The organism is Chloroflexota bacterium, assembly GCA_020850535.1.
GTDB lineage: Bacteria > Chloroflexota > UBA6077 > UBA6077 > JACCZL01 > JADZEM01.
This window is the reverse complement of record JADZEM010000015.1, coordinates 39,728-61,965: the sequence shown is the minus strand read 5'-3', so window position 1 is coordinate 61,965 and position 22,238 is coordinate 39,728. Positions and strand designations below refer to the sequence as shown.

22 protein-coding genes are annotated in these 22,238 nt (G+C 69.7%); 12 read left to right on the top strand and 10 right to left on the bottom strand.

Annotation, left to right across the window (positions count from 1 at the left end; all coding sequences use genetic code 11):
- Positions 1 to 25 precede the first annotated feature (25 nt).
- The 8 genes from IT306_02725 to IT306_02690 all read left to right on the top strand — a co-directional run bounded on the left by IT306_02725 (position 26) and on the right by IT306_02690 (position 7,235).
- Entirely contained in the window at positions 26 to 1,081 is a 1,056-nt protein-coding gene (locus IT306_02725; GenBank protein MCC7367306.1) for a phosphotriesterase-related protein, read from the top strand.
- Between the two features lie 177 nt (positions 1,082 to 1,258).
- A complete protein-coding gene (locus IT306_02720) occupies positions 1,259 to 1,924 on the top strand; it encodes a hypothetical protein (GenBank protein MCC7367305.1) in 666 nt (221 codons plus the stop codon).
- Positions 1,925 to 2,238: 314 nt separating this feature from the next.
- Entirely contained in the window at positions 2,239 to 2,646 is a 408-nt protein-coding gene (locus tag IT306_02715; GenBank protein ID MCC7367304.1) for a hypothetical protein, read from the top strand.
- Between the two features lies 1 nt (position 2,647).
- Entirely contained in the window at positions 2,648 to 3,415 is a 768-nt protein-coding gene (locus IT306_02710; protein ID MCC7367303.1) for a hypothetical protein, read from the top strand.
- Positions 3,416 to 3,454: 39 nt separating this feature from the next.
- Entirely contained in the window at positions 3,455 to 4,318 is an 864-nt protein-coding gene (locus IT306_02705) for a hypothetical protein (GenBank protein MCC7367302.1), read from the top strand.
- A gap of 222 nt (positions 4,319 to 4,540) precedes the next feature.
- Entirely contained in the window at positions 4,541 to 5,218 is a 678-nt protein-coding gene (locus IT306_02700; protein MCC7367301.1) for a hypothetical protein, read from the top strand.
- Between the two features lie 172 nt (positions 5,219 to 5,390).
- The gene (locus IT306_02695) at positions 5,391 to 6,731 is read left to right on the top strand and encodes a hypothetical protein (GenBank protein MCC7367300.1); all 1,341 of its coding nucleotides are present in this window, start codon (positions 5,391 to 5,393) and stop codon (positions 6,729 to 6,731) included.
- A gap of 84 nt (positions 6,732 to 6,815) precedes the next feature.
- Positions 6,816 to 7,235, top strand: coding sequence for a response regulator (locus IT306_02690; protein MCC7367299.1), 420 nt, complete (start codon positions 6,816 to 6,818; stop codon positions 7,233 to 7,235).
- Between the two features lie 27 nt (positions 7,236 to 7,262).
- Here the strand turns inward: IT306_02690 and IT306_02685 are convergent, their stop codons facing one another.
- Together IT306_02685 and IT306_02680 are read right to left on the bottom strand one after the other, a co-directional pair.
- Positions 7,263 to 7,952, bottom strand: coding sequence for a hypothetical protein (locus IT306_02685; protein ID MCC7367298.1), 690 nt, complete (start codon positions 7,950 to 7,952; stop codon positions 7,263 to 7,265).
- A gap of 44 nt (positions 7,953 to 7,996) precedes the next feature.
- Positions 7,997 to 10,552, bottom strand: coding sequence for a UvrD-helicase domain-containing protein (locus tag IT306_02680; protein ID MCC7367297.1), 2,556 nt, complete (start codon positions 10,550 to 10,552; stop codon positions 7,997 to 7,999).
- A gap of 162 nt (positions 10,553 to 10,714) precedes the next feature.
- Between IT306_02680 and IT306_02675 the strand changes: the two genes are divergently transcribed.
- Complete coding sequence (locus tag IT306_02675) at positions 10,715 to 11,338, top strand: hypothetical protein (protein MCC7367296.1); 624 nt, start codon at positions 10,715 to 10,717, stop codon at positions 11,336 to 11,338.
- A gap of 3 nt (positions 11,339 to 11,341) precedes the next feature.
- Here the strand turns inward: IT306_02675 and IT306_02670 are convergent, their stop codons facing one another.
- From IT306_02670 to IT306_02640, 7 genes are all read right to left on the bottom strand, one after another.
- A complete protein-coding gene (locus tag IT306_02670) occupies positions 11,342 to 12,346 on the bottom strand; it encodes an A/G-specific adenine glycosylase (GenBank protein MCC7367295.1) in 1,005 nt (334 codons plus the stop codon).
- A gap of 20 nt (positions 12,347 to 12,366) precedes the next feature.
- Positions 12,367 to 13,470, bottom strand: a complete 1,104-nt coding sequence (gene mazG, locus IT306_02665; GenBank protein MCC7367294.1) for a nucleoside triphosphate pyrophosphohydrolase — start codon at positions 13,468 to 13,470, stop codon at positions 12,367 to 12,369.
- 6 nt (positions 13,471 to 13,476) lie between these two features.
- On the bottom strand, positions 13,477 to 13,710 hold the full coding sequence (locus IT306_02660) for a zinc ribbon domain-containing protein (GenBank protein MCC7367293.1): 234 nt from the start codon (positions 13,708 to 13,710) through the stop codon (positions 13,477 to 13,479).
- 129 nt (positions 13,711 to 13,839) lie between these two features.
- Positions 13,840 to 14,628 carry a superoxide dismutase family protein gene (locus tag IT306_02655; protein ID MCC7367292.1) on the bottom strand — a complete coding sequence of 263 codons (789 nt, stop codon included), beginning with the start codon at positions 14,626 to 14,628 and terminating at the stop codon, positions 13,840 to 13,842.
- 737 nt (positions 14,629 to 15,365) lie between these two features.
- Positions 15,366 to 16,076 carry a response regulator transcription factor gene (locus IT306_02650; protein MCC7367291.1) on the bottom strand — a complete coding sequence of 237 codons (711 nt, stop codon included), beginning with the start codon at positions 16,074 to 16,076 and terminating at the stop codon, positions 15,366 to 15,368.
- A gap of 150 nt (positions 16,077 to 16,226) precedes the next feature.
- Positions 16,227 to 17,066, bottom strand: coding sequence for a diguanylate cyclase (locus IT306_02645; GenBank protein MCC7367290.1), 840 nt, complete (start codon positions 17,064 to 17,066; stop codon positions 16,227 to 16,229).
- A 151-nt stretch (positions 17,067 to 17,217) separates the two neighbouring features.
- Positions 17,218 to 17,613: a response regulator gene (locus IT306_02640; protein ID MCC7367289.1), complete on the bottom strand. Its 396-nt coding sequence runs from the start codon at positions 17,611 to 17,613 to the stop codon at positions 17,218 to 17,220.
- Positions 17,614 to 17,944: 331 nt separating this feature from the next.
- Here IT306_02640 and IT306_02635 point away from each other — a divergent pair, with 331 nt between their 5' ends.
- The 3 genes from IT306_02635 (at position 17,945) to IT306_02625 (ending at position 21,593) form a co-directional block, all read left to right on the top strand.
- On the top strand, positions 17,945 to 19,714 hold the full coding sequence (locus IT306_02635) for a serine hydrolase (protein ID MCC7367288.1): 1,770 nt from the start codon (positions 17,945 to 17,947) through the stop codon (positions 19,712 to 19,714).
- Positions 19,715 to 19,770: 56 nt separating this feature from the next.
- On the top strand, positions 19,771 to 20,820 hold the full coding sequence (add, locus tag IT306_02630; GenBank protein MCC7367287.1) for an adenosine deaminase: 1,050 nt from the start codon (positions 19,771 to 19,773) through the stop codon (positions 20,818 to 20,820).
- Between the two features lie 74 nt (positions 20,821 to 20,894).
- Positions 20,895 to 21,593 carry a hypothetical protein gene (locus tag IT306_02625; protein ID MCC7367286.1) on the top strand — a complete coding sequence of 233 codons (699 nt, stop codon included), beginning with the start codon at positions 20,895 to 20,897 and terminating at the stop codon, positions 21,591 to 21,593.
- A gap of 13 nt (positions 21,594 to 21,606) precedes the next feature.
- Here the strand turns inward: IT306_02625 and IT306_02620 are convergent, their stop codons facing one another.
- Positions 21,607 to 21,948 (bottom strand): GNAT family N-acetyltransferase, encoded by a 342-nt coding sequence (locus IT306_02620; GenBank protein ID MCC7367285.1) that lies wholly within the window; start codon positions 21,946 to 21,948, stop codon positions 21,607 to 21,609.
- Between the last annotated feature and the right edge of the window lie 290 nt (positions 21,949 to 22,238).

The window sequence follows — 22,238 nt, the reverse complement described above, 5'->3', positions numbered from 1 at the left end:
ACTGTCTCAGACTTGGAGGAAGCAGGTGACAGCAGAGGCTGGCGCCGTCATGACCGTCCTCGGGCCGATCTCAGCCGACGCGCTGGGGCGAACGCTGATGCACGAGCATCTGCTCTTCGACCTGGAGACCTATCTCCATCAGCCGCCAGATCCGGCCGATGCGCCACTGGTCGAAGCGCCGCTGGCACTCGACACGCTCTGGTGGGTCCGCGAGCATCCGATGGCGAGCCGGCACAACCTCTCGCAGCGGGATCCGTCGCTGGCGGCTGCTGAGGCTGCAAGGTTTCGCGCGGCCGGAGGCTCCACCATCGTCGAGGTGTCGAGCATCGGGCTGTCGCGCGACGTACACGGCCTCAGGGCGATTGCCGAGCGGACCGGCCTGAACATCGTTGCCGGGACGGGCTACTACGTCGGGTCGTCGCACCCGGCCAGCCTCGCCGGGCGTTCGGTCGAAGCTGTGACAGACGAGCTGGTTCGCGATCTCGATGTCGGGCTCGACGGCACGACGATCCGCGCGGGCGTCATCGGCGAGATCGGCACGTCCGAGCCGCTCTACGAGACCGAGATCCTGGTGCTTCGCGCGGCGGCGCGCGCTCAGGCCCTGACCGGCGCACCGATGGTCGTTCACCCGGCCCCGCAGCATCTCAACGCGGATGCGATGGGCAGATGGCTCGACATCCTGGAGCGAGAGGGCGCAGACCCGGCGCGAGTCGTCATCAGCCACCTGGAGGCACGCCTCGGGCAGCGGCCGGAGGATTTCCACGTGCTGGCGAAGCGCGGCTATCAGCTCTCACTGGACACCTGGGGCAATACCAAGCACTACGAAAGCCGCAACTTCTCGATGCCCAGCGACCCGGACCGCGTCAAGCTGCTGACCCGCCTCGTGGCGGAAGGCCTGGCGTCGTCGCTGGTGCTGGCGCAGGATATCTGCTATCGAGATGCGCTCACGGCCTACGGCGGCCCCGGCTACGGATACATCCTCCGCCATATGGCGCCGCGCCTGCTGGCTGCTGGCGTGCCACAGGTCGCCCTCGACACGATGCTCGTCGACAACCCGCGCCGCATCCTCCCGCGCGGGTAACGCGAGGCGGTGATGGCCGCGCCGGCCACGGTTCTGACTGACTCTGCGCAAACTGCCCAGAATGGGCGCTGCGAGCGACCTATCTGGTAGACAGCCTCTGGGGCTGACGCTATCATCGGCCAAGGGCTGGCCGCACGCCCGTACTCCAATCGATGTTGATTTTTCGGAGGTGGCAGTATGAGAGCCGTATGGGCCTCGCTTGCGGGGGCCTTCGCGGTGGCTTTGACCACGCTGGCGCTGTTGCCGGGCGCGACACAGGCCCAGCAGAGCGTGACTATCAACCTGACCGCCCAGAACAACTCTGGCGTGGCTGGCACGGCAGTGCTGACTCCCGATGGCGCTGGCACCAAGGTGGTGCTGACGCTGTCGAATGCGCCTGGTCCCCACCCGGCTCACATCCATGCTGGCTCCTGCCCGACCGTCGGCGCAGTGGTGTTCCCGCTGACCTCGGTGACGAACGGCAAGTCAGAGACGACGGTCGCCGCGTCGATCGCCGACATTCTGCGCGCGCCGCACGCCATCAACGTGCACAAGTCGCCGCAGGAGATCTCGGCGTACGTCTCGTGCGGGAACCTCGTGGCATCGGCGGCAGCCGCCCCGGCCGCCCAGGCGTCGCCGGCAGCGGCCGGCGCCGCGCCGGCCCCCGCCGCGAAGCCGGCCGCATCTCCGGTAACGGCCCCGGCCCAGGCGCCGCGCCCTGTCGCGTCGCCGTCGCCGGTCGCGCTCCCGCGCACGGGTGAGGCCGCCGATCCGGCCGCTGGCCTGTGGCTGCTGATCTCGGGTGGCGTCGGCCTCGTCGGCGCTGGCGTGTACCTGCTCTCGCGACGGCGGCCCGTTCAGTAGCGCAGTCAGGAGTCTTGTCACCGGCCGCCGGCGGTGCGGCAGACGGCCGGTCTCCAGGCAGCAGGAAGGCCCGGGGACCTGTCCCCGGGCCTTCCTGCTGCCCGCGCATTCGAGCATCTGACGGGACTCCTCGTCTCCAGGTGCCTGGCGGCTCGACGACTATTCCCGTGCTGGCCGCCTGACGCACGATACAATCGACCGTGGCGTGTCGCCGCCTGCCAGCGACGGCCGGATCCGCCGGCCAGATTCGCGGGCGCGTGTCGGCGCGAGGGTGGATTGTCACCGGGCCGCCCTGGCCCGGCATCGGAGACGCTGTGGATACGCTTGTCATCGGTCTGTCGCACTTTCATAGCTTCTGGCGCTATGCCGTTCTGATCGCGGCCGTCGTCGCGCTGGTTGGGGCGCTCGGCGGCTGGTTTGGATCGCTGCCACCGCGCCAGACGGCCCGGCGCGCCGGCCTGCTGTACGTCATCGCGATTGACCTGCAGGCGGCGCTGGGCATCGTTCTGTGGCTGCTGCGCGGCGGTCTTGATCAGGCCCGGCCGTACCGGCTGGAGCACCCGCTGATCATGATCCTGGCCGTGGTTGCCGTGCATGTCGGGCAGGTGCTGGCGAAGCGATCTCGCTCTGACAAGGGCGCTGCGCGGAACGTCGCCATCGCGGTCGTCGTGAGCCTGCTGCTGGTGGTCGTCGGCATGCCGAACTGGTTGCCCGGGCGCTAGCATGGAGCTGCTGCTGCCGGGGGCGGCGACGGCGCTCTGCCTGGTGCTGGCGTGGCGGATGCTCGCGCGGTTTGCCCGCCGGCGTCGGGTGCATGAGCTGATCTGGGGCGCGACGTTCTCCGCGTTTGGCCTGGCGGCCGGCGCGGAGACCTACGCCAACCTCCTCGGCTGGACCCCGGCACTCGTGCGGCTCTACTACCTGGCCGGTGCCTCGATGTCCGTCGGGTTTCTCGCCCTTGGCGCGCTCGTGCTGCTGGTCCCGCGTCCCATCGCCCTGGTGGCCCTGGGCGTGGTGCTGATTCAGTCGCTGTCGATGGTCTTCTTCGTGCTGCGGACGCCGGTCGATCCCGAGCTGGCGCGGACGCTCGGCTGGGAGGCACTGCCGAAGGAGGCGCCGGTTCGGGCGCTGGCGCTGACCATCAACGTGCTTGGGACGATGGTCGTGCTGCTCGGCACATTCGGCTCGGCGTATGCCCAGTGGTCGCGCGGGCAGGGCAGCCGCGCGTTCGGCGTCTTTCTCATCGGACTGGGCACGCTCATTGTCGCCAGCGGCGCGAGCCTGACACGCTTTGGCCACCACTATCTGTACGGCCCGATGGTGCTGGGCCTGCTGGTCATCCTGGCAGGATACGTGCGTGTGACGGCACCGGCCGCGCCCCGTCTCGTTACGGAATCAGACCGAAACGCCGGCCCACCGGCGGCCACGCCGGATGGCGATGATACAATCGCCGCAGGCCAGCTTGGGAGCAGTCATGGCACATTCTCGTAGCGCGCTGGCGCTCATCGCCCGTTGGCGCGCGGTAGTCACGTGACCGGGTCCGAGCAGGACACCAGCGACCCGCAGCCGGCCGCCCTCGAACTGCAGCCGCGCGCCGTCGTCGTTGCTGTCGACCAGGCACGCCTCGACCTGTATGCGCGTACGCTGCATCTGGCCGATGTCCCGACCCGTGCCACGCTCGACATCGACGAGGCCGAGGAGATCCTCACGAAGCTGCGTCCATCGGTGCTGGTGTTGGACTACGGGCTGCCACGTGTTTTCCTGATGCGCCTCAACAGCCTGGTCCGCGGCGAGCTGGACGGCCCCCGGGTCAAGGTGCTGTTCGTCGGCGAGGCTGGGGAGTCCGATGGCACGGACTACTTCCTGCCAGGACAGCCATCTCCGCTCGGCGTGGCGGCGCAGGTCATCGAGATGGTGGCCGACGCCGATGCCGAAGCTGGCGTGGCCGACGATGCGTCCGAGCCTGCTCCGGACGTGGATGCGCTGGACCAGGAGGGTGAGGCTCAGCCGGCCGGCGTCCTGTCAGACGACGTGATGCCTTCAGCCCCGACTCCGGAGCAGTCCGGCGAACATCGGACTCCCGAGCTTGTCGGCGTCGCTGGCGGCCCGGTTGTTGCCACACCGGCCGTCGCAGACGGGCCGCCGCGCTCGCGGCGGCGGCTCGACGTCATGCTGTTCCGCATCGGGATGGTGCTGCTGATCCTCGGCGGCCTGCTGGCGTTCATTCGTCCGCAGACGTTCTCGCTGCCGATGGCCGCGCCGCCGCAGTCTGCACCCGCGACGCCGACGAACGCGCCGACCGCCAGCCCGAGTCCCGCTGCGCTGCTCCAGTTCGACGCTGTGCCGCTGGCCCGCCGCTTTGCCGTTGGCACGGCGGTAGCCAGGGTCTCCTGAGCGCCGGCCGAGATTCGCCGCACATTTCGCCGATCTCCGGCGGGTTTCGCGCACAGGCGACATAACAGGACCCTGGTGTGCAACCCCGTATGCCACCGCCCGTTCGATGTGGCAGAGCGTCTCGCACTGTTTGGGTGCGTGCTGCTGGTGGTGTCCAGAGTGACGATGGGCGCACGCAGGCTCAACGTGTCGCGGAGACTCATGGGAGCGGAGATCATGTCCATGCGCGACGGAATCACCATTCGGCCGCGCGTGCTGCTGGTGACGGACGACGATCGCTACTCGGCGCAGCTGAAGGCCCGGCTGAGCGGGATGATCGTGCTCTCGTTGCCAGAGGCATCGGTGTGGGTGGCCCTGCGGGCGGGCCTGAGCGTGACCCGTGGTGCACAGGCTGTGCTGCTGGATCGCGGCGTGACCGGGCGGCTGCTGATGCAGTTGTACGAGGTGTTGCGGCCGGCCGATGGCCAGGCCACGACGCCGGTCATCTTTGTCCGCTCCAGACTGACGGCGGCCTCCGGTGGCTTCGACCACGAACTGGATGTGTACCAGCCTGAGGATGCGACCATCGATCAGACCGGTCGTCTGGTGCGGCACATGCTGTCGCTCACGGGGGTCGATGCGCCGCACGAGACGCACGGCGTGGCCTCGCAGGCCCCGGCCGCCACCCATCAAATTCCGCCGCGCGTGGCCGCCCGTCTGCGGAGCGCGGTGGCTGTCGGGCCGGGCGTCGCGCAGCGTGCCGGCCTGTGGGGGGTGGCGGCGGCCCTGATCGGTTTCACGTTCTGGCCGCTCCTGGGCAGCGGGCCGGTCCGCGATGCCGTCTTTGGGCCAGTGAAGGCGTTCTCCAGCGAGAGTGGAAAGGTCGCCGCATCGCTGATCAAGGCGAGGACGGCGCGGTAAGCATGCCCGGATGGCGGACAGTGCCTACGATGGCGTCGTTCGGGCTATCCTCCGGTGATATCGTGAGAAGTGACGGGCCGGGCACTCCGGCCGACCCGTCTTCGTTGATGAAGATGCACCTCAGCGCAGACCTGGGCGCCCCCCAGGTGCATTTCGACAAAGGAGCGTGATCGTGGACGAGCCCATGCGGATCACCCGGTCCGGCGATGCTGATGCGGCCGGCGCAGAGGCTTCGCCGTCAGAAACGGAGTGGCGCGCGGGGCTCACCGAGCTCGTCGCCTCGATTCAGCGCGACTTGACGGATGCGCTCGAAGCCGCCCGTGAACAGGCCCTTGGCGCAGTGCGATCCATCGAGGAGCGCGGCACGCAGCTATTCAGCGCCCTGGACGAGGAGCGCGCGGCTCTCGATCAGGAGCGGGCCGGCGAAAACACGGCGCGCGAGGAGCGGGTCGCCGCCCTCCAGACCGACATCGAAGGCGTCGAGGCGGAGATCCGCGAGGCGCGAGCCGAGGCCGAGCGCGATGCCGAGTCGATCCGCGCGGCGGCCAGGCGGCGCGCCGACTTGATCGTCTCTGAGGCCGAGTCGCGGGCTGAGGCCATCGTCGCCGAGGCACACGAGCGAGCGGCTGCCAGAGCACCCGCATCATCGTCGGAAGTCGGCGGCTCGCACGACGCTCAGGGACGCCTGCGTGGCCTGTCCGACCGGGTCGGACGACTGCTGTCCCAGCCGGGGACGGGTGTTGCCGCCGCCGGTCTCGGCGCGGCCGGGCTGGCCGGGGCAGCCGCCGCGAGCGCCCCGCCGTCGCCCCCGCCTCCGTCCGCCGCTACGCCGGAGTCGCCCGTCGCGCCGGACGAGCCGGACGAGCCGGAGAGCCTCCCGGTGGCCGCTCGGCCCCTGCTGGAGACGCGACGGCCCATTGAGGCCGAGTCTGAGACTGAGGTCGAGGAGGACGATCGCGACGAGCCGGAGGTTGCTCCGTTCGCCGCTGCGCCGGCGCCGCCGCCAGTCGTGCCGATCCAGTCTGTCCCGTCGTCCGGCTCGTCGTCGTGGTTCAAGGACGATCTTGCCATTGATGGGGATGAGGAAGAGGAGACCGAGGACGAGATCGACGCGCAGGGCGTCACGGCTGTTCCATCGGCCGGCTTCGGCGACGACGAGGAGGAGGACGAGGATACCCTCTCCAACGTGCCGACGGCGGTGCACGCGGCGATCCCGCACGAAGCGCCTTCGGCCGCTGCTGCCGAGTCTGCGCCGTCCGGCCCGGTCACCCAGACGCTGATCTTCCAGGCCGTGCCGAACTTCCAGGCCGCGCTCGCGCTCGAGCGCTCGCTCAAGGCGATGTCTGAGGTGCGTGAGGTCCGCGTGGCCGACTTTGACGAGCGGCAGCTCACCTTCCAGGTGACGCACGAGCTGGGCAATCAGCTTTCGCGCGTGTTGCTCACGCAGCGTGGCAGCGAGCTTGAGCTGGTCGATTCCCGCCCCGAGCGCGTCGAGTTCATGTTCCGCAGCTAGTCGTGATCTGGATCAGGCCGCCCGCCAGGGGCGGCCTGATTCTTGCTCGTCAGGGTGATCGGATTCCCCTTCGGACGATCATGCATGACTAGTCACCACCCGCCTACAGAGTCTCACCCGAACGACGACGAGAAGTGCATCCTTGTCGTCGAGGACAGCGACGAGATTCGCGAGCTGCTCGGACTCGTCCTCGAAGCTGAAGGCTACCGCGTCGTCTCGCTTGAGAATGGCCGCGACGTCGTCGAGACCGTTCGCAGGCTGCGCCCGATGCTCATCACGCTCGACCTGGCGTTGCCCGGCAAAGATGGGTGGGCCATCGTCAAAGAGCTGCAGGACGACGAGCAGACGGGCGAGATCCCGATCCTCGTGATCTCAGCCTACACCCGAGAATTGGACGCGCCGCTGCGCCGCCGGGTGGCGCGCGTGATCTCGAAGCCGTTCTACATCACGCAGGTGGTCACCGAGGTTGCCGAGATCCTGACGGGCGGCCGAGCGTCGCCATAGCGCGCCCGGCCGGCCGGGCGCTGAGCGTCAGGCGGGCCGGGCCGCCGCCGGACGGCGCACCATCAGCAACGGCAGCCCGATTGAGACGCTCAGCATCACGACGTTGATGGCGGCGATCCCGACCGTGACGGCCACCAGGAACGCCTCGACATCCAGCCAGGTCAGCAGCCAGAGCCGCAAGCCGGCCTTCAGGAACGCTGCGATGCCCCAGCCCACCGTGAGCAGGCCGAGCGACTGTTGCAGGCCGCTGTGGCTGGCGAACCGGGCCGGCACGACCCCGAGCTCGCGGGCGATCATCGGCACCAGGGGCCGCCTGAGCAGCGCCGACCCCAGCAGCACGACGCCCCAGACAATCGCTTCAAGCGCCGGCGCAGCCAGGTAGAGCTGGACCGAGCCGGTCAGGCTGGCGAGTGTACCCTGCACCAGAATCAGGATCATCGGCGCCAGCACGATGGGATCGAGGCGTCGAAGCCGGTACGCCTGGATCGAGAGCGCCGTAAGTGAGACGACCATGCCCGTCAGAATGCCGACGACCGGGCCGTACATACGGAACGCGATGTAGAAGGACACGACGGGCAGGAGTCCGCCGCTGGCGAACCGCAGCGCGCCGCGTCGCAAGGCCGGCAGCACCTCGGCCATGCGCGGCCGGCCGTCGTGGTGGCCGTGGGCACTGCCTTCGTGACGCCCGACGGGCGCGCCGTCGTCGGGGCTGGCCACGCGGACGTCGCCAAAAGATGGGAGCGGGTCGGGTGCGGGCGGCGTCATGCTCGTTCGAGGCGATGGATCGAGAGCGAGAGGTTCTTCGGCTTGTCGGGCCGCTGATCGAAGCTGACCAGCACCAGTTCTTCCGTGCCGGCGAAGCTCGACACCACGACCGTGCCGGGGCCGTAGTCTGGGTGCCGCACCCGCTCGCCTCGCCCGAACCGCGGCTTGCGCTTCGGCGCAGGGGCGGCGGCCCGGGCCGGCGTGAACGCTGGCAGGCGGGGCGCTGGCGGCGAGCCTCGACGGGGCGGCGACCCGCTGTCGAAGCCGAGGTCGGGCTGCGTGTCGTCGCCGACTCCGAGGTCGTCGAACGATGAGCCGTCTCCTCGGCCGCCGACGCCAACATCCAGATCGGCATACGGATCGCGGCGCAACCCCCGAGGCAGCGGCGGTGGCGGAGCCTGGCCGGTCCCGCGCCCGGGCATGGCCGACGGCTTGAACGGCGCTGGCTGACGGTTCCGGTCGAAGCGCGCCGCCTCGCCACGCGAGCCGTACCCTGACGACGCCCGCCGACCCCAGCCGTCCGACCGTCCGCCGAGCGACCGCTGCGCCTGCTGGCGGGAGCCGCCGCTCGCCTGGCTGAACGACAGCGTCAGCAGGTGTGCCGGCACATCGTCCAGAAACATCGAGCGGATCTGCTCGCGGCGTTCGCCGTAGAGGGTGCGCTCGGCCGCGTAGACCATGAAGAGTCGCTTCTCGGCACGGGTCACGCCGACGTAGAGCAGCCGGCGCTCCTCAGCAAGCTGATCCATCGAGCCTTCAGGCCCGATGGCGCGGCTGTGCGGCGCGATGCCGTCCTCCAGCCCGATGATGAAGACGTTCGGGAACTCCAGGCCCTTGGCGGCGTGGAGCGTGATCAGCGTCACGGCGCCGGTGTCGGCGGACTCCAGGCTGTCGGCTGCCTGCACCAGCGCTGCCTCTTCCAGGAACGCGCGCAGCGCCGTCTCGCCCTCCATGTTGTCATAGTCGTGGAGCTTCGTCACCAGTTCCTGGATGTTCTGCCAGCGGTCGTTGCCTTCCTCGGTGCCATCGGTGAGATGGCCGCGATAGTCCACCCGCTCCAGCAGCGACTCGATGGTCTCGCTGAGGGTAGCGTCCTTGAGCCGCTCCTGCGCTCCGTCGATCACCGCGACGAACCGGGCGATCAGCGCGCGGGGACGCGCGGCCATCGGCACCACCGGCGCGATGCGGCCTTCATGGTTGATGTCCTCGACGCCGTCCGCCGCCAGTTTCGCCGCCTGGAACGCTGAGACGCCCAGCCGCGTCGCCCAGTGGAGCAAATCGGCAACGGTCTTCTGGCCGATGCCACGGGCCGGCACGTTCACCACCCGCTCGAAGCTCAGGCCATCGGCCGGGTTGCCGATCAGCCGCAGGTAGGCGAGCACGTCCTTGACTTCGCGACGCTGGTAGAAGGGCGTCCCACCGACCAGCTTGTACGGCACGCCGTACCGCACAAAGGCGTCTTCCAGCGCGCGGGACTGCGCGTTGGTGCGGTAGGTGACGGCCACGTCGCCGTAGCGATGACCGTCGCGGCGCAGCTTCTCGATCTCGCGGACAACGTACAGGGCTTCGTCGCGCTCGTCGTACGCCTCGTGCAGGTGAACGGGCAGGCCGCGCGGATTCTCGGTCCAGAGCTGCTTCGCCTTGCGGCCCTCGTTCGGCGAGATCACGGCGCTGGCCACGTCGAGGACCGACTGGGTGGAGCGGTAGTTCTGCTCCAACATGACGGTCTTCAACTCGGGGAAGTCGCGCTCGAAGTGCTCGAGGTTGCGGACATCCGCCTTGCGCCAGCCGTAGATCGACTGATCCTCGTCGCCCACGATGCAGACGTTGCGGTGCTTCTTCCCGAGCAGCCGGACCAGCTCGTACTGGACGACGTTGGTGTCCTGAAACTCGTCCACCATCAGGTAGGGGAAGCGGTCCTGGTACTGCTCCAGCACCTCCGGGACGGTGCTGAACAGCTCCAGCGTCTTGCCCAGCAGGTCGTCGAAGTCGAGGGCGCGGTTCTCGTCCAGCAGCTCCTGATAGCGGGTGTAGACGCGCGCCGCCGTCTGCTCGAAGTACCCCTCGGCGTTGCGGGCGTACCGCTCCGGCGAGAGCGACTCGTTCTTGGCCCCGGAGATGGCGGCCAGCACCGAGCGCGGCTTGAACTTCTTGTCGTCCAGCTCCAGATCGCCGAGCGCACGCTTGACGAGATCGAGCTGGTCGCCATCGTCGTAGATGGTGAAGCGGCGGTCGAGGTCGATCGCCTCGCCGTCCTGGCGCAGCCAGCGCGCGCAAGTCGAGTGGAACGTGCCGACCGTCAGGGCACGGATCTGGCGCTCGCTCAACAGGTTGTCCAGCCGCTCGCGCATCTCCCTGGCAGCCTTGTTGGTGAACGTGACGGCCAGGATGTTCCAGGGCGCCACGCCGGCCCGCTCCACCAGGTAGGCGATGCGGTGGACGATCACCCGCGTCTTGCCCGAACCGGGGCCAGCCACGATCAGCAGCGGCCCGTCCGTCGTGGTCACGGCCAGTCGCTGCGCGGGGTTGAGCGTGTCCAGCCAGTCCACCACCAGGAGCCTCCGACGTTCGGTTGACGCCTCTTGAGTATACGGTCGGAATGGGCGCTGGCCGGGAAGATTGATGCCGCTGAGATGGACACCTGACGCCCCGATGCCGCACCATCGCCTGGGGCGTCAGCCGCGAGCCGGCGGCCTTCGGGGGTGAGCCGGCCGATGACGACGATCCTTCTGGCGACGGGCAACAGGGCGAAGCAGACCAAGCTGCGTTGGCTGATCGACGGTCTCGGCTTCGACGTGGTGACGCCGCGCGATCTAGGCCTGGATTTCGACCCGCCAGAGCACGGCGAGACGCACGGTGAGGTCGCGGCGGCGAAGGCGCGGGCCTGGGCCGAACATTCCGGCCAACTGGTCATCGCCAGCGATGGTGGCGCATACATTCCGGCGCTCGGGCAGGACTGGAACAGCATCTTCACGAAGCGGGCCGCCGGCAGCGACGCCGACGACCATGACCGGGCCGACCACTTGCTCGCGCTGATGGCCGGCGAGCAGGGTGCTAACCGCGACATCTCCTGGATCGAGGGCGTCGGGCTGGCGCGGCCCGGCGAGGAGTTGGGGATGTGGCAGGCCAGCGGCGCGATCGGGCGGCTGGTTGAGCTATACGACCCGGCCAGGATCAAGGACGGTTTCTGGTTCCCGGCGCTCATCGTGGTACCGCGCTTCGGCAAACTGGTCGCGGATCTCACGCCCGAGGAGACGGCTCAGCTTGACGACGGCTGGAACGGCCTCTACCCCGACGTGCGCCGGTTCCTGGAGAGGCTGACGGCCAGGCCCGGCTGATCGCTACGGGAGGCTGACGCGCGTCTCGCCATCCCGCTCATGGGTGGCCACCAGGCCATCCCGAGCCAGCCCCAGCACGAGATCCGCGACCCACGGCCTCTGCGCTGGATCGTACTCGGGCCGCAGTAGCGCGCCGAGCTCGTCCAGGCCGACCGTCTCGCCGTGCCCGAGCTCGCGGCAGCGATCCACGATCCGCCCCCGGAAGTAGCGGGTCGTCTGCTCGAATGGCGCCGTGGGCCGTGAGACGACGTACTCCGGGCCGCGCTCGGCGGCACGACGGGCCAGCGCGTCGCTCTCGGACAGGAGCGCGCGGCCCGTACACTGGAGCGCCAGCGGGCAGACCTTGTGCTTTGGGTTGCGGGCCGTGCAGATGGTTGCACCGAGATCCATCAACGCCTGATTCCAGGCCCAGGCCTGCCCGGGCGGCAGCACCGACTCGGCGAAGCGCTGGAGCGGCGGTCCGGCCGCCGGTTCCAGCCCGATCTCGTCGGCGAAGACCCGCCCGAGCACGCGTCGCACGTTGGTGTCCACCACCCCGACCTGCGCCTCGGCGGCGAAGCAGGCGACGGCATTGGCGGTGTACGTGCCCAGGCCGTCGAGGGCCTGCAAGCCTGCTGGGGTTGTCGGGAGCGTACCGCCAGGCTGCTCGATGGCTCGCCGCGCGATGGCGTGCAGCCGCACCGCGCGCCGGTTGTAGCCCAGGCCGGCCCAGACGCGGATCACCTCGGCCAGCGGCGCAGCCGCCAGCGCGGCGAGTGTCGGGAACGCCAACAGGAACTGCCGGTACTTCGGGATGACCCGGTCGACCTGGGTTTGCTGGAGCATGATCTCCGAGACCAGGATCTCATACGGATCGCGTGTGCGCCGCCAGGGCAGATCCCGCCCGACCCGCGCGAACCAGCCGAGCAACGCGTCCTGAACGGCGCGCAGGCGGGCCGGCTCGACCGCTGGCGTCGGCGGCGCGGGTCGCGCGGCTCGCCCTCGGCGCGGCCTGGGTAGAGCGGGCATGGCAGCCTGGGCCGGGTCGGTCACGCGGACGGCGCTGCCCCGGCGTCTTCCCGCGCTTTGGCCAGCCGCCAGATCGCTAACAGCTCGTCCAGCGGGATGTCGGCGATCTCCTGGCCGCGTGCCCTGGCCGTCTCCTCCACGAATCGGAAGCGCCGGTCGACCTTCGCGATGGTGGCGCGCAGGGCCTCTTCGGCACTGGTGCCGTGCCAGGTCGCCAGCCCCGTCAGCACGAACAGCACGTCGCCCAGCTCCGCGGCGGCCTCTTCAGGCGTGGCGGCGGCCCGCAGCTCAGCCAGCTCCTCGTCGAGCTTCGCTTCCTCGCTGGCGCGGTCGTGCCAGCGGAAGCCGGTCTTCATCATTCGCTTGCGCAGCTCGGCGGCCATCATCAAGGCCGGCAGGCTGCGGGGGATGCCGTCCAGCGCCGAGGGCTGCCGCTCAGCCAGGCCCTTCGCCGCCTTCTCGGCCTTCTTCAGCGCGTCCCAGTTCACCTCGACATCGGCCGCGCCGCCGACCTGCACATCCGCGAAGACGTGCGGGTGCCGGCGGATCAGCTTGGTCGTCAGGTGCTGCACGACGTCGTCGAGGGCGAACGTGCCGGCCTGCTGGGCGATCTCCGCCTGCAAGTACACCTGCAGCAGCAAGTCGCCCAGCTCCTCGGCCACCTCGTTCGGGCCGTGATGCTCGATGGCGTCCACGACCTCGTACGCTTCTTCCACGACGTACTTCGTGAGGCTCTGATGGGTCTGCTTCCGATCCCACGGGCACTCGACTCGCAGCCGCTCCACGATGCGCCGCAGACCGGCCGGGCTCCGCTCGGCGGCCTCGGCCTGGACGGCCGGTATGTAGAGTCCGTCGCAGGGTCGCCCGTTGACTTCGGCGAGTGTGGTGCGCAGCGGGTCGGCGTCAGGCGTCAGCAGCCAGACCGGTTGTCTGCTGTCGTAGACCCGGATCACCGCGGCCGGCAGTGCGCCGCTGTCGGGCGAGCCGTTCAGCATGAGCGTCGGCGCGAGCGGGTTCGGCTCGAACGGCCGGTCTGCCGTCACGATCTGGAGCGCGCCATCAGGACGTTCAGACCGGGGAAGCTGGCTCAGCAGCGCCGCGACCACGCCAAAATCGACTGGCATCGCCGGCTAGCTTCCCCCGCAACAGCCGCCGCCGCGGCAGCCACCACCACCGCCACCGACGGGCACGGGGCCGCTGCCCGCCGACCCGGAGCTTGCGCCGATTGCCGCGAACGTCGAGAGCACCTTGCCAGCCCGAGCGCAGCAGATCGGGCAGTCGGCCTCGCGGCCGGCCTGTGCAAACGGAACCAGCTTCTCAAACAGGTGGGTGCAGGCGGGGCAGCGGTACTCGTACACCGGCATGGCGTCTCGGTCCTCACGGCGGCAGGAATCTGTCGAATTGTACCGTCTCGTGGCGGACCGCACCTGAAACGAGCAGAGCCGCCCCACCGAGGTGGAGCGGCTCCGGATGCCGTGGAGGGCGAGGGCGCGTTACCGCCGTCGCCGCCAGATCGCCAGGCCCGCGACAATCGCGCCGAGGCCGGTGGCAGCGGCCGGGATGGCCAGGTCGATGGGTGCGCCCGCGATACCAGTGCGCGGCAGCGCGGCCGGGGACGCCGCGACGGACGGCTTTGCAGCGGCAGGAGCCTGGGCCGGCGCCGCCGGCTTGGTGACCGGTGCGGGTGACGCGGCCGGAGCGGGGCCGGCCGGCTTCGCGGCCGGTGACGGCTGGGCCGCCGGCGCCGCCGCGGCAGTGCCGGCCGCACGCATGATGACGCCGCAGGCGATGCGGCCACCACTGTTGCCCGACGGATCGGTCATACCGTCGTCGGCGCCGGCATGGATCACCAACGCGGTACCCTCAGGCCCGAACAGCGAGCCAGCGCCCGATGCGGTGGAGGCATCCTTCAGCAGCGCGTCAAATGCTGCTGTACCGTCGGCGTTCACCTTCAGGTTGGGCATGTCGCCCGCATGCGCGCCCTGCGGGTTGTTCAGCCCATGCTGCTTGTTGCCCGGGTTGAAGTGACCGCCGGCCGTCATGAAGTCTGGGGCGTCGCACTTGCCGACCGCGTGGACGTGAATGCCGTGGTCGCCGGGCGGCATGCCGACGCCCTGCACCTTGAGGCGAACGCCGCCGCTCTCCTGGGTGAACGTCGCCATGCCCACGCTCTTGCCGTCAGCCGTCTTCAGCTCGGCCGTCGCGGCCGGCGACTGGGCAAACGCCGTGGTGGAACTCACCAGCAACAGCGCGCCAGCAGCAATGCCAATAGCAGCTCGCATCTCTACCTCATTCCTCCGTAGCCATGCGCCAGCGGCCACGTCCGGCCGGTAGCGCACCCCCTCATGGCAGGTACGGTCCTGCGGACCGCGCCCACGCATGAAACGAGCCAGTGCCGATCCGGTAGCCCGAGGGGCTGCACCGATCGTGACACTGGCTCATGGTACCACCGCGCCGCCTGTCAGCGGGGGCCTCGACGTGTGCGGGCCGTGCGGCGTAGCGACGCTCGATGGTGGTCACAGGGGACACCCGAGCGTGGCCGCGCAACGGGGCGGTGGTGCTTTTTGGACTCCCCCGTCCCCCGGCCTCCCCGGCAAAGTTCCTGGGGGCTGGGGACGAGGGTCTACCTATCGACAGGCTGGGGCGAGACCCGAGAGTCCATCGCCAGTCCCTTCAACCAAACGGACCGGGGTGGATGCCTACGCCGCCAACCTCTTCAGGTCGAACCGTCAGGATGTACGCAGGATGTGGGCCAGAGATGCGCTGCCTGTGCTCCAGGTTGGAGCGCCTGAATCGGACGGCCAGACCGTTGCTGGCGCCCGATGATTCTCGCTCCGAGCATGATGATAGGGGGCGAACATGAAGGAGGTGTGAGCAGAACGTAAGAGCCGCATGAGAAGGCCGTTAGCGAACCATTAACGGCCCGGGGGACCGGGGATCAGGGGGATACGGACGGGTGGTGGAGGCACAGCTCGCGCGCGAACTGCGCGCCGGTTGTGTCGCAAGCGGACGGGGAAGCTCAGGTGTCGCGCGTGTAGTCGATGAAGCGATAGCCCACGCCGCGCTCGGTGAGGATGTAGCGCGGGTTTGAGGGATCCAGCTCGATTTTCTGCCGCAGATAGTTGATGTATAGACGCAGATAGTGGCTCGCGTCACGATACTCCGGACCCCACACGCGCGACAAGAGCGTCTCGTGGGAGAGGACTGCGCCCGGGTTGCTGGCGAGATGGTAGAGCAAGCGAAACTCGGTCGGTCGCAGCTGGACCTTCTGCCCGTCGACGATGACTTCCCGCCGTTCGAAGTCGATGCTGAGGCGGTCGTCGACGGTGATCGACTGGCGGGGTGCCGGCGGCGGCAGCTCGGCGCGCCGCAGAACAGCCTTGATGCGGGCCGTCAGGACGACCTGGCTGAACGGCTTGGCGACATAGTCGTCGGCACCCAGCTCCAGGCCGCGCGCAACGTCGCGCTCGTCGGCCTTGACGGTCAGCATGATGACGGGCACCGTCGAGAAGCGGCGCAGCTCGCGGAGCGCCTCGAAGCCGTCCATGTCGGGCATCATCACGTCGAGCACGACAAGGTCTGGCATGGCGAGGCGCACCTTGTCGAGCGCTTCCTGGCCATTGTTCGCCTCGAAGACGTCGAAGCCCTCAAGCTCCAGGTTCATGCGGACCGAGTCGCGGATGCGTGGCTCGTCGTCTACCAGGAGAATGCGTCGTCGCTGGACTGCCATCGGCCTCACACCCTCGGGATCACGAGGGTGATTGTACCGCGTAGCAGCGATATCTCCGTGCAGCGGCGTCGGGCAGTCGAACTGATCCCGAGCGGCCGACTGGGGACGGTCGGCTGTCGGGCGTGCGCCGAAGCGGTCGGCCTGCGGCGTTTAGCGCAGCACCACCCGCCGGGCGATGCCCGTCCCTTCGAGGCGTGCCAGCTCCAGGGCCTCGCCGGCCTCGTGCAGCAGCGATTCGACGGTGACGGCGTCGTCGGGGAAGACCGCCGCGCCGAGCAGCACCGACAGGTCGAGATCCTGGCGGGCGGTCTCCTCGATGCGGGCCGCGACGACCAGCGCGCCGTCGAGCGGCGTCTCGGGCAGCAGCACCGCAAGCTGCGAGTCGCCATGCAGGCCAATCGCATCGACATCGCGCAGCAGCCGCCGCGCTCGCGTGGCGAGGGCGGCGAGGCGCTCCTCGACGGCGCGCCGCTCGCGGCCACCATAGACGGCGGGCCAGCCGTCGATCTCGATCAGCAGCAGCGTCAGCGGATGCTCGTAGCGGCGTGCGCGGGTCATCTCATGCACGGCCAGCCGCTCCAGCAACTGCTCGTCGGCTACGCCGGCTGGCAGGCGCGAGCCGGCCGGGGCGGCCACCAGCTGGCGGCCCTGCTCCGCGGCCATCGGGCGGGGCGGAGCCGTGGCGCGCGACCACCGCGCCACGAGGCAGCTTGCGGCGACCGACAGCGCGCCGAGTGCGCCGGCCTCCGGGTTGTCACCGGCCGCCCAGAGCATCACCAGCGCCAGCGTCCCCAGCCCGAGGCTGGCGGCGACCACGAGGCGATTGGATGGCAAGAACTGGCCGGCGGCAGCCGCCGAGAGAAGCGCGGCCAATCCGGCGTAGTGCGCGGCGACTTCGCCCGTCGTGACGAAGACGGCGGCCGCCGTGGCAAACCAGATCATGGCGGCGGTCGCACGCAGACGCATCGGATTCGCTGGGCGTTCGTTCATCGAGGCGGCCTCCCGCACGGCATATCGCCGCGAGCCTGTCCACAGATGAACAACGTCCCGGAACGGCTCCGAGCGACGCTTTCGCTCGCGAACTTGCCTGAAATCGCCGCTGAACGATGCGAGAGCGCTCGATCCGACCCCGAGCGGGCCCCTACGCCGACAGGCCGCGAATAACCTGCACCAGCCGTGGAAGGTCGATGGGCTTGGTCAGGTAGTCCGAAGCGCCCGCCGTCGCACCGCGCTCGCGCAGGCGCGGATCGTTCTGGCCGCCGGCCAGCAGGACGACGGGTACGTTTCCCAATCCGGGATCCCCACGGAAGGCGGCGCAGAGCTGGAAGCCGTCCATGCCCGGCATGGCGATGTCGCTGAGGATCAACGAAGGCGGGCGCTTCCGTGCTTCGGCAAGCGCTTCCGTGGCGCTCGCAGCAGTCCGCACGGCGAACCCGCTGTCGAGCAGCGCGACGGCCAGGGTCTCAAGGCTCCTGGCGTCAGCATCGACGACAAGTACGCGGGTTTCTGGCCTGACTGGCTGCCCGCTCGGCCCCATGGTGTCTCGATCCTCTCAACCTGCCGACGCCGCCGCGCCGGGATCCCCACCCGTGTCCCCGTGGTCAGCCCGACCCGCCCCTCCGCAGGCTGCGGCTCCGACCCGTCGCCGCCATGCCTTTCAGACGGCGGCGCGGCCTCAGTCAGGCTGGACGGCGCCAGCCCGGCACCCTGGCCGAGGCCAGTATACGCGCGCATTTCCCGCGCCCGGGCCTCCCCACGAGCCGCACGAATGACCTGTAATGGCCCTGTAACGCCAGTGACACGCCGCGTGATTCGGGCGTGACGGGGGGCAGCCTAGACTCCTCTCGACCGCATGTGATGGAGGGCTTGTGCCTCGTCTGATCGTTCGACTCATGCTCGCCGTGCTGATCCTGGCGAGCCTCTTCGGTGGGCGCTCGCTGGTGGCGAACGTCGCCGATGGATCAGGGCATGTCGTGAAGTCGGGCGAGACGCTGAGTGGCATCGCGGCTCAGTACGGCGTGACCGTCGAGCAGCTGGTGACGCTCAACGGGATTACGGACCCGAACCGGGTCGGCGAGGGGCAGACCCTCAAGCTGCCGCCGGCTCCGGCTCGCTCCAGCGGTGCGCCGACGGCGCAGTCCCAGCCCGCGCAGCCCCAGCCCGCCCCGCAACAGGCGGCTGCGCCGCAACCGAGTCCAGCCGGCGGCCAGTACCTGGTGCAGGCCGGCGACACGCTGAGCGGCATCGCGAAGTCGCTGGGCGTCACGATGAAGGCGTTGCTCGAAGCGAACGAGCTGGTTGACCCGGATCGACTCACTGTCGGGCAGAAGCTGAGCGTGCCGGCCGGCGCGGTCAGCGCCCCGGCCGGCACGACGGCGGCTCGCTCGAATCAGCCCGGCTCGACGGCCCCTGCGGCGAACAACGCTCCGGCTGCGCCGGCATCCGACGAGGCCGGCGCGACGCTCGACCGGCTGGCGCAGCAGTACGGCGTCGATCCGGCCCTGGCGCGCGCCCTGGCCTGGGTCGACACCGACGGCAAGCCCCGCAAGCTCGACGCTCCCGGCGGCCTGGGCTACCTCACCGTCACCGACAAGACGTTTGAGTACATTCAGGCGGCCATCGTGCGGCGGGCGCTCGACCGTGGCAATCCGTCCGACAACGTCGAGGCCGGCATCGCCTACGTGGCCTCGATGCTCAAGTGGGGCGGCGACGACGCGCGTGGGCTGGCCGGGTTCATTCAGGGGCCGGGCAGCGTCAAGGAGAACGGCGTTCGCCCGGGGACGGACGAGCAGGTCAGGCGCATTCTGGCCCTGCGGGACCGGTTGAAGTCCGGGGTGCCGGCCGCGGCCGCGACCACTGCCGCGACGGGCCGGCAGGCTTCCGCAGTCTCGACTGAGCCGCGCGCCACCACCAGCACCACGACTGCCAGCCTCGCCGCCCGAGCGATTGGCGCAGCTCGCTCGGTGGCTGGCCCGAGCGCCCGCATCGGCATCGCCGGGCGGAACCTGGTGACGGGGCAACGGATCGGGGTGGCCCCCGAGCAGACGTTCCCGGCCGCGAGCGTCGGCAAGCTGGCGTTGCTGGTCGAGGCGTACCGGCAGACCTTCACCGGCACCATCGTCCTGAACGACGCGCAGAAGGCTGACCTCCGCGCGATGATCGTCTCGAGCGACAACGACGCGGCCAACCGTGTGATGGAGGCGTTGAGCACCCGAGCGGTGAACGCCAATCTCCAGGCACTGGGTCTCGCGGGCACCCGCCTTGGCAACCCGTTCGGCCTGTCCCGCGCGACCGGCGCGCCGCAGAACGTCACGACACCGCTCGACATGAGCCGCCTCATGGACATGCTGGCTAGCGAGCAGCTCGTGAGCAGCGCTGCCAGCCGCGAGATGCGGGCGCTGCTGCTCCAGTCGCAGGATGGCTCGAAGATCAAGCGTGGATTGCCGCTCGACGCTCGGCTGGCGCACAAGAGCGGGTGGTACGATGGCGTGGCGAACGATGTCGGCATCGTGACGCACGGAGCGAGCAGCTACGTGCTGAGCGTCTTCACCGAGGGCATCGACGACGCTGAGGTCGCCAACCAGACAATCGCATCTGTGGCGCAGACGGTTCACGCAGCCTGGGGGCCAGAGCGGTAAGCTCGGCACCCCCTCCCGCGTCTATCGACACCGTGCGCCGCGAAGAGGAGCGCGCGGTGTCTCTTTCATCGTACGTCCAGGCAGCGCCCAAGGCTGAGCTGCACGTTCACCTGGAGGGGGCTGTCCAGCCCGAGACGCTGCTGACCCTGGCCCAGCGGAACGGCGTTCAGTTGCCGGCCAACACGGTCGAGGAGATGCGGCATTGGATTCAGTTCCGCGACTTCGATCACTTCATCGACGTGTTCAGGGCTGCCTGCCGCTGCATGCGGACTGCCGCCGACTATGAGCTGGTGACCGTCGAGCTGGGCGCGAACCTCGCGCGGCAGGGCGTGCTTTACGCCGAGGTGACCTTTTCGGAGAGCGTCCATCACATGATGGGCGTGCCGCGGCGCGAGTATTTCGACGGGCTGGCCCGTGGCCGCGCGCGTGCGCTGGCCGAGCACGGGATCGAGCTGGCCTGGATCTTCAACATCGTGCGGCAGTGGAAGGACGGCAACCAGGTCGTGCCGCTGGCCGACGAGACGCTGGCGGCCTCCATCGAGGGACGCGAGATCGGCGTGGTGGCGCTCGGGCTGGCGGGCGCCGAGGCGGGAGCCCCGCCGGAGCCGTTCGCGCCCTGGTTCGACAAGGCCCGTGCAGCCGGCCTGCACAGCGCCCCGCACGCCGGCGAGCACGACGGCCCGTCGAGCGTCTGGGGTGCGTTGCGCGCGCTCGGGGCCGAGCGCATCGGGCACGGCGTGCGGGCCATCGAGGATCCGTCGCTGGTGAGCCACCTTGCCACGACCGGGACGCCACTGGACGTCTGCCCGCTGAGCAACGTCCGCCTCGGCGTGGCCGCCAGCCTGGAGCGTCACCCGCTCCCGACGCTGCTGAAGGCTGGCGTGGTACTGACGGTGAACTCCGACGACCCATCCCTGTTCAACACGTCGCTGTCCGACGACTACGCCGCGTTGATCGAGCCGATGGGGCTGGGCGTCGAGCAGATCGACGAGTTGATCCTGAACGGGTTCCGCTCGACGTTCGTGCCCGAGCCGCGTAAGGCTGCGATGGTGGCCGCCGCCCAGCAGGAGTTGGCGGCGCTCAAGGCTGCGCATCTCAGGTCGTAGAGGGTTGGGCAGACATCGAGGCGTTCGCCGCTGGATAGGCGCGCCCCGGCGGGCCGGCCCGGTATCATGCAAACGTGACATCAGAACCGTGGCGCTGCCCGCTCTGCAATTCGGTCGCCGAGAGCGCCCGCGATCATCTTGTCGACGTGCACGGCGTCGGCGGTGGTCAGGACCGGTTCGGCCTGCGTGACGCCGTCAAGCGCGATCCGCGCCGTACCAGCCGCGACGACACGCCGGCCGAGATGCCGGCCGAGATGCCGGCCGAGATGCCTGCCGACCCTCCCGACGAGCCGCGCTCAAGCCCGTTCGGGCCGCCGATCTGGCGGCGGGTGGACCCGGCTCCGCGTCGAGGCGGCAGTACGCGCCCTGGCAGCGGGGCCTCCGACGATCCGCCGCTGACCTGGCGCAAGGCCGCTCGGCCGGCCAGCAGCCGCCGCCGCACCGGCGATCCGTCGGAGGCCGCGCCGCAGAAGCCGATCCCGCTGCCGCCGGATGCCGCCGTGCTCCGGCTCGTCTGCGACTCGCTCGACGGCGTCGATGCGCAGGCGCTCGGGGATCGCTTGCGGGCGCTGCCGGGCGTCGATTCGGTGACGCTCGACCTGTACGCCCGGACGGTCGATCTCTATGTGAACCGGGCCAAGGCGACGGCGGCGCACCTCGTGGCGATGGCCCGTGAGCGGATGCGTCTGCCCGTCCGAACGGCCGAGGTTCACCGTGAGCCGGTCAAGGGCGTCGGTCTCGGCGCGGCGACGCTGATCTACGTCGTCCAGTAGGCGCTCGCGGCCCTCACACGAGCGGGTGGCGGTAGACGTTCGTCGTGCGCGCCTGGAACCCGAGCCGCCGGTAGAGGCGATTGGCCGCCTCGCGGTGCGGCGCTGACGTCAGGTCGAGGTGCTCGACGCCACGATCTCGCGCCAGGGCCAGCGCGGCTGAGGTCAGGGCCGCACCGACCCCCTGTCCTCGGGTCGCCGTGTCCACCACCACGTCTTCGAGCCGCGCCACCCAGCCGCTGATCGTCATCACGACGACCACGCTGGCCGTCCCGACGACGGTGTCGCGCTCGTCGCGGGCCACCAGCAACGTCAGGGCCGGCTGGGAGAGCACGGTCTCCAGTCGCTCGACGGTCATCGGAGAGAGGCCACCGGTCAGTTGTGGGACGAGCCGTGCGAGCGCCTCGGCGAGCGATGGCGTGGCCGCCGTGGCGGCGGTAACGACGATGGACACGGTGTCAGACCCCCTTGAACGTCGCACGGACCGACCGGCCGCCAGGCTCCAGGATAGATGCTGACCGTCTGTATTGTCACGCCGTGCATCGGTCTGGGAGGGATCTCGGGCGCGGTTGAGCGACAGAATGGCGTCTCTCGTTCGTAACAACGTGAGCCAGAACCGTCCTACCGTCCCCTCTGCGCGGTAGCGTC

Coding starts and splice junctions, on each gene's coding strand:
- IT306_02720 (MCC7367305.1), top strand. CDS start 1,259: ATGAGAGCCGTATGGGCCTCGCTTGCGGGGGCCTTCGCGGTGGCTTTG.
- IT306_02690 (MCC7367299.1), top strand. CDS start 6,816: ATGACTAGTCACCACCCGCCTACAGAGTCTCACCCGAACGACGACGAG.
- IT306_02645 (MCC7367290.1), bottom strand. CDS start 17,066: ATGAACGAACGCCCAGCGAATCCGATGCGTCTGCGTGCGACCGCCGCC.
- IT306_02650 (MCC7367291.1), bottom strand. CDS start 16,076: ATGGCAGTCCAGCGACGACGCATTCTCCTGGTAGACGACGAGCCACGC.
- IT306_02660 (MCC7367293.1), bottom strand. CDS start 13,710: ATGCCGGTGTACGAGTACCGCTGCCCCGCCTGCACCCACCTGTTTGAG.
- IT306_02710 (MCC7367303.1), top strand. CDS start 2,648: ATGGAGCTGCTGCTGCCGGGGGCGGCGACGGCGCTCTGCCTGGTGCTG.
- IT306_02620 (MCC7367285.1), bottom strand. CDS start 21,948: ATGACCGTCGAGCGACTGGAGACCGTGCTCTCCCAGCCGGCCCTGACG.
- IT306_02700 (MCC7367301.1), top strand. CDS start 4,541: ATGCGCGACGGAATCACCATTCGGCCGCGCGTGCTGCTGGTGACGGAC.
- IT306_02675 (MCC7367296.1), top strand. CDS start 10,715: ATGACGACGATCCTTCTGGCGACGGGCAACAGGGCGAAGCAGACCAAG.
- IT306_02670 (MCC7367295.1), bottom strand. CDS start 12,346: ATGCCCGCTCTACCCAGGCCGCGCCGAGGGCGAGCCGCGCGACCCGCG.
- IT306_02655 (MCC7367292.1), bottom strand. CDS start 14,628: ATGCGAGCTGCTATTGGCATTGCTGCTGGCGCGCTGTTGCTGGTGAGT.
- mazG (MCC7367294.1), bottom strand. CDS start 13,470: ATGCCAGTCGATTTTGGCGTGGTCGCGGCGCTGCTGAGCCAGCTTCCC.
- IT306_02640 (MCC7367289.1), bottom strand. CDS start 17,613: ATGGGGCCGAGCGGGCAGCCAGTCAGGCCAGAAACCCGCGTACTTGTC.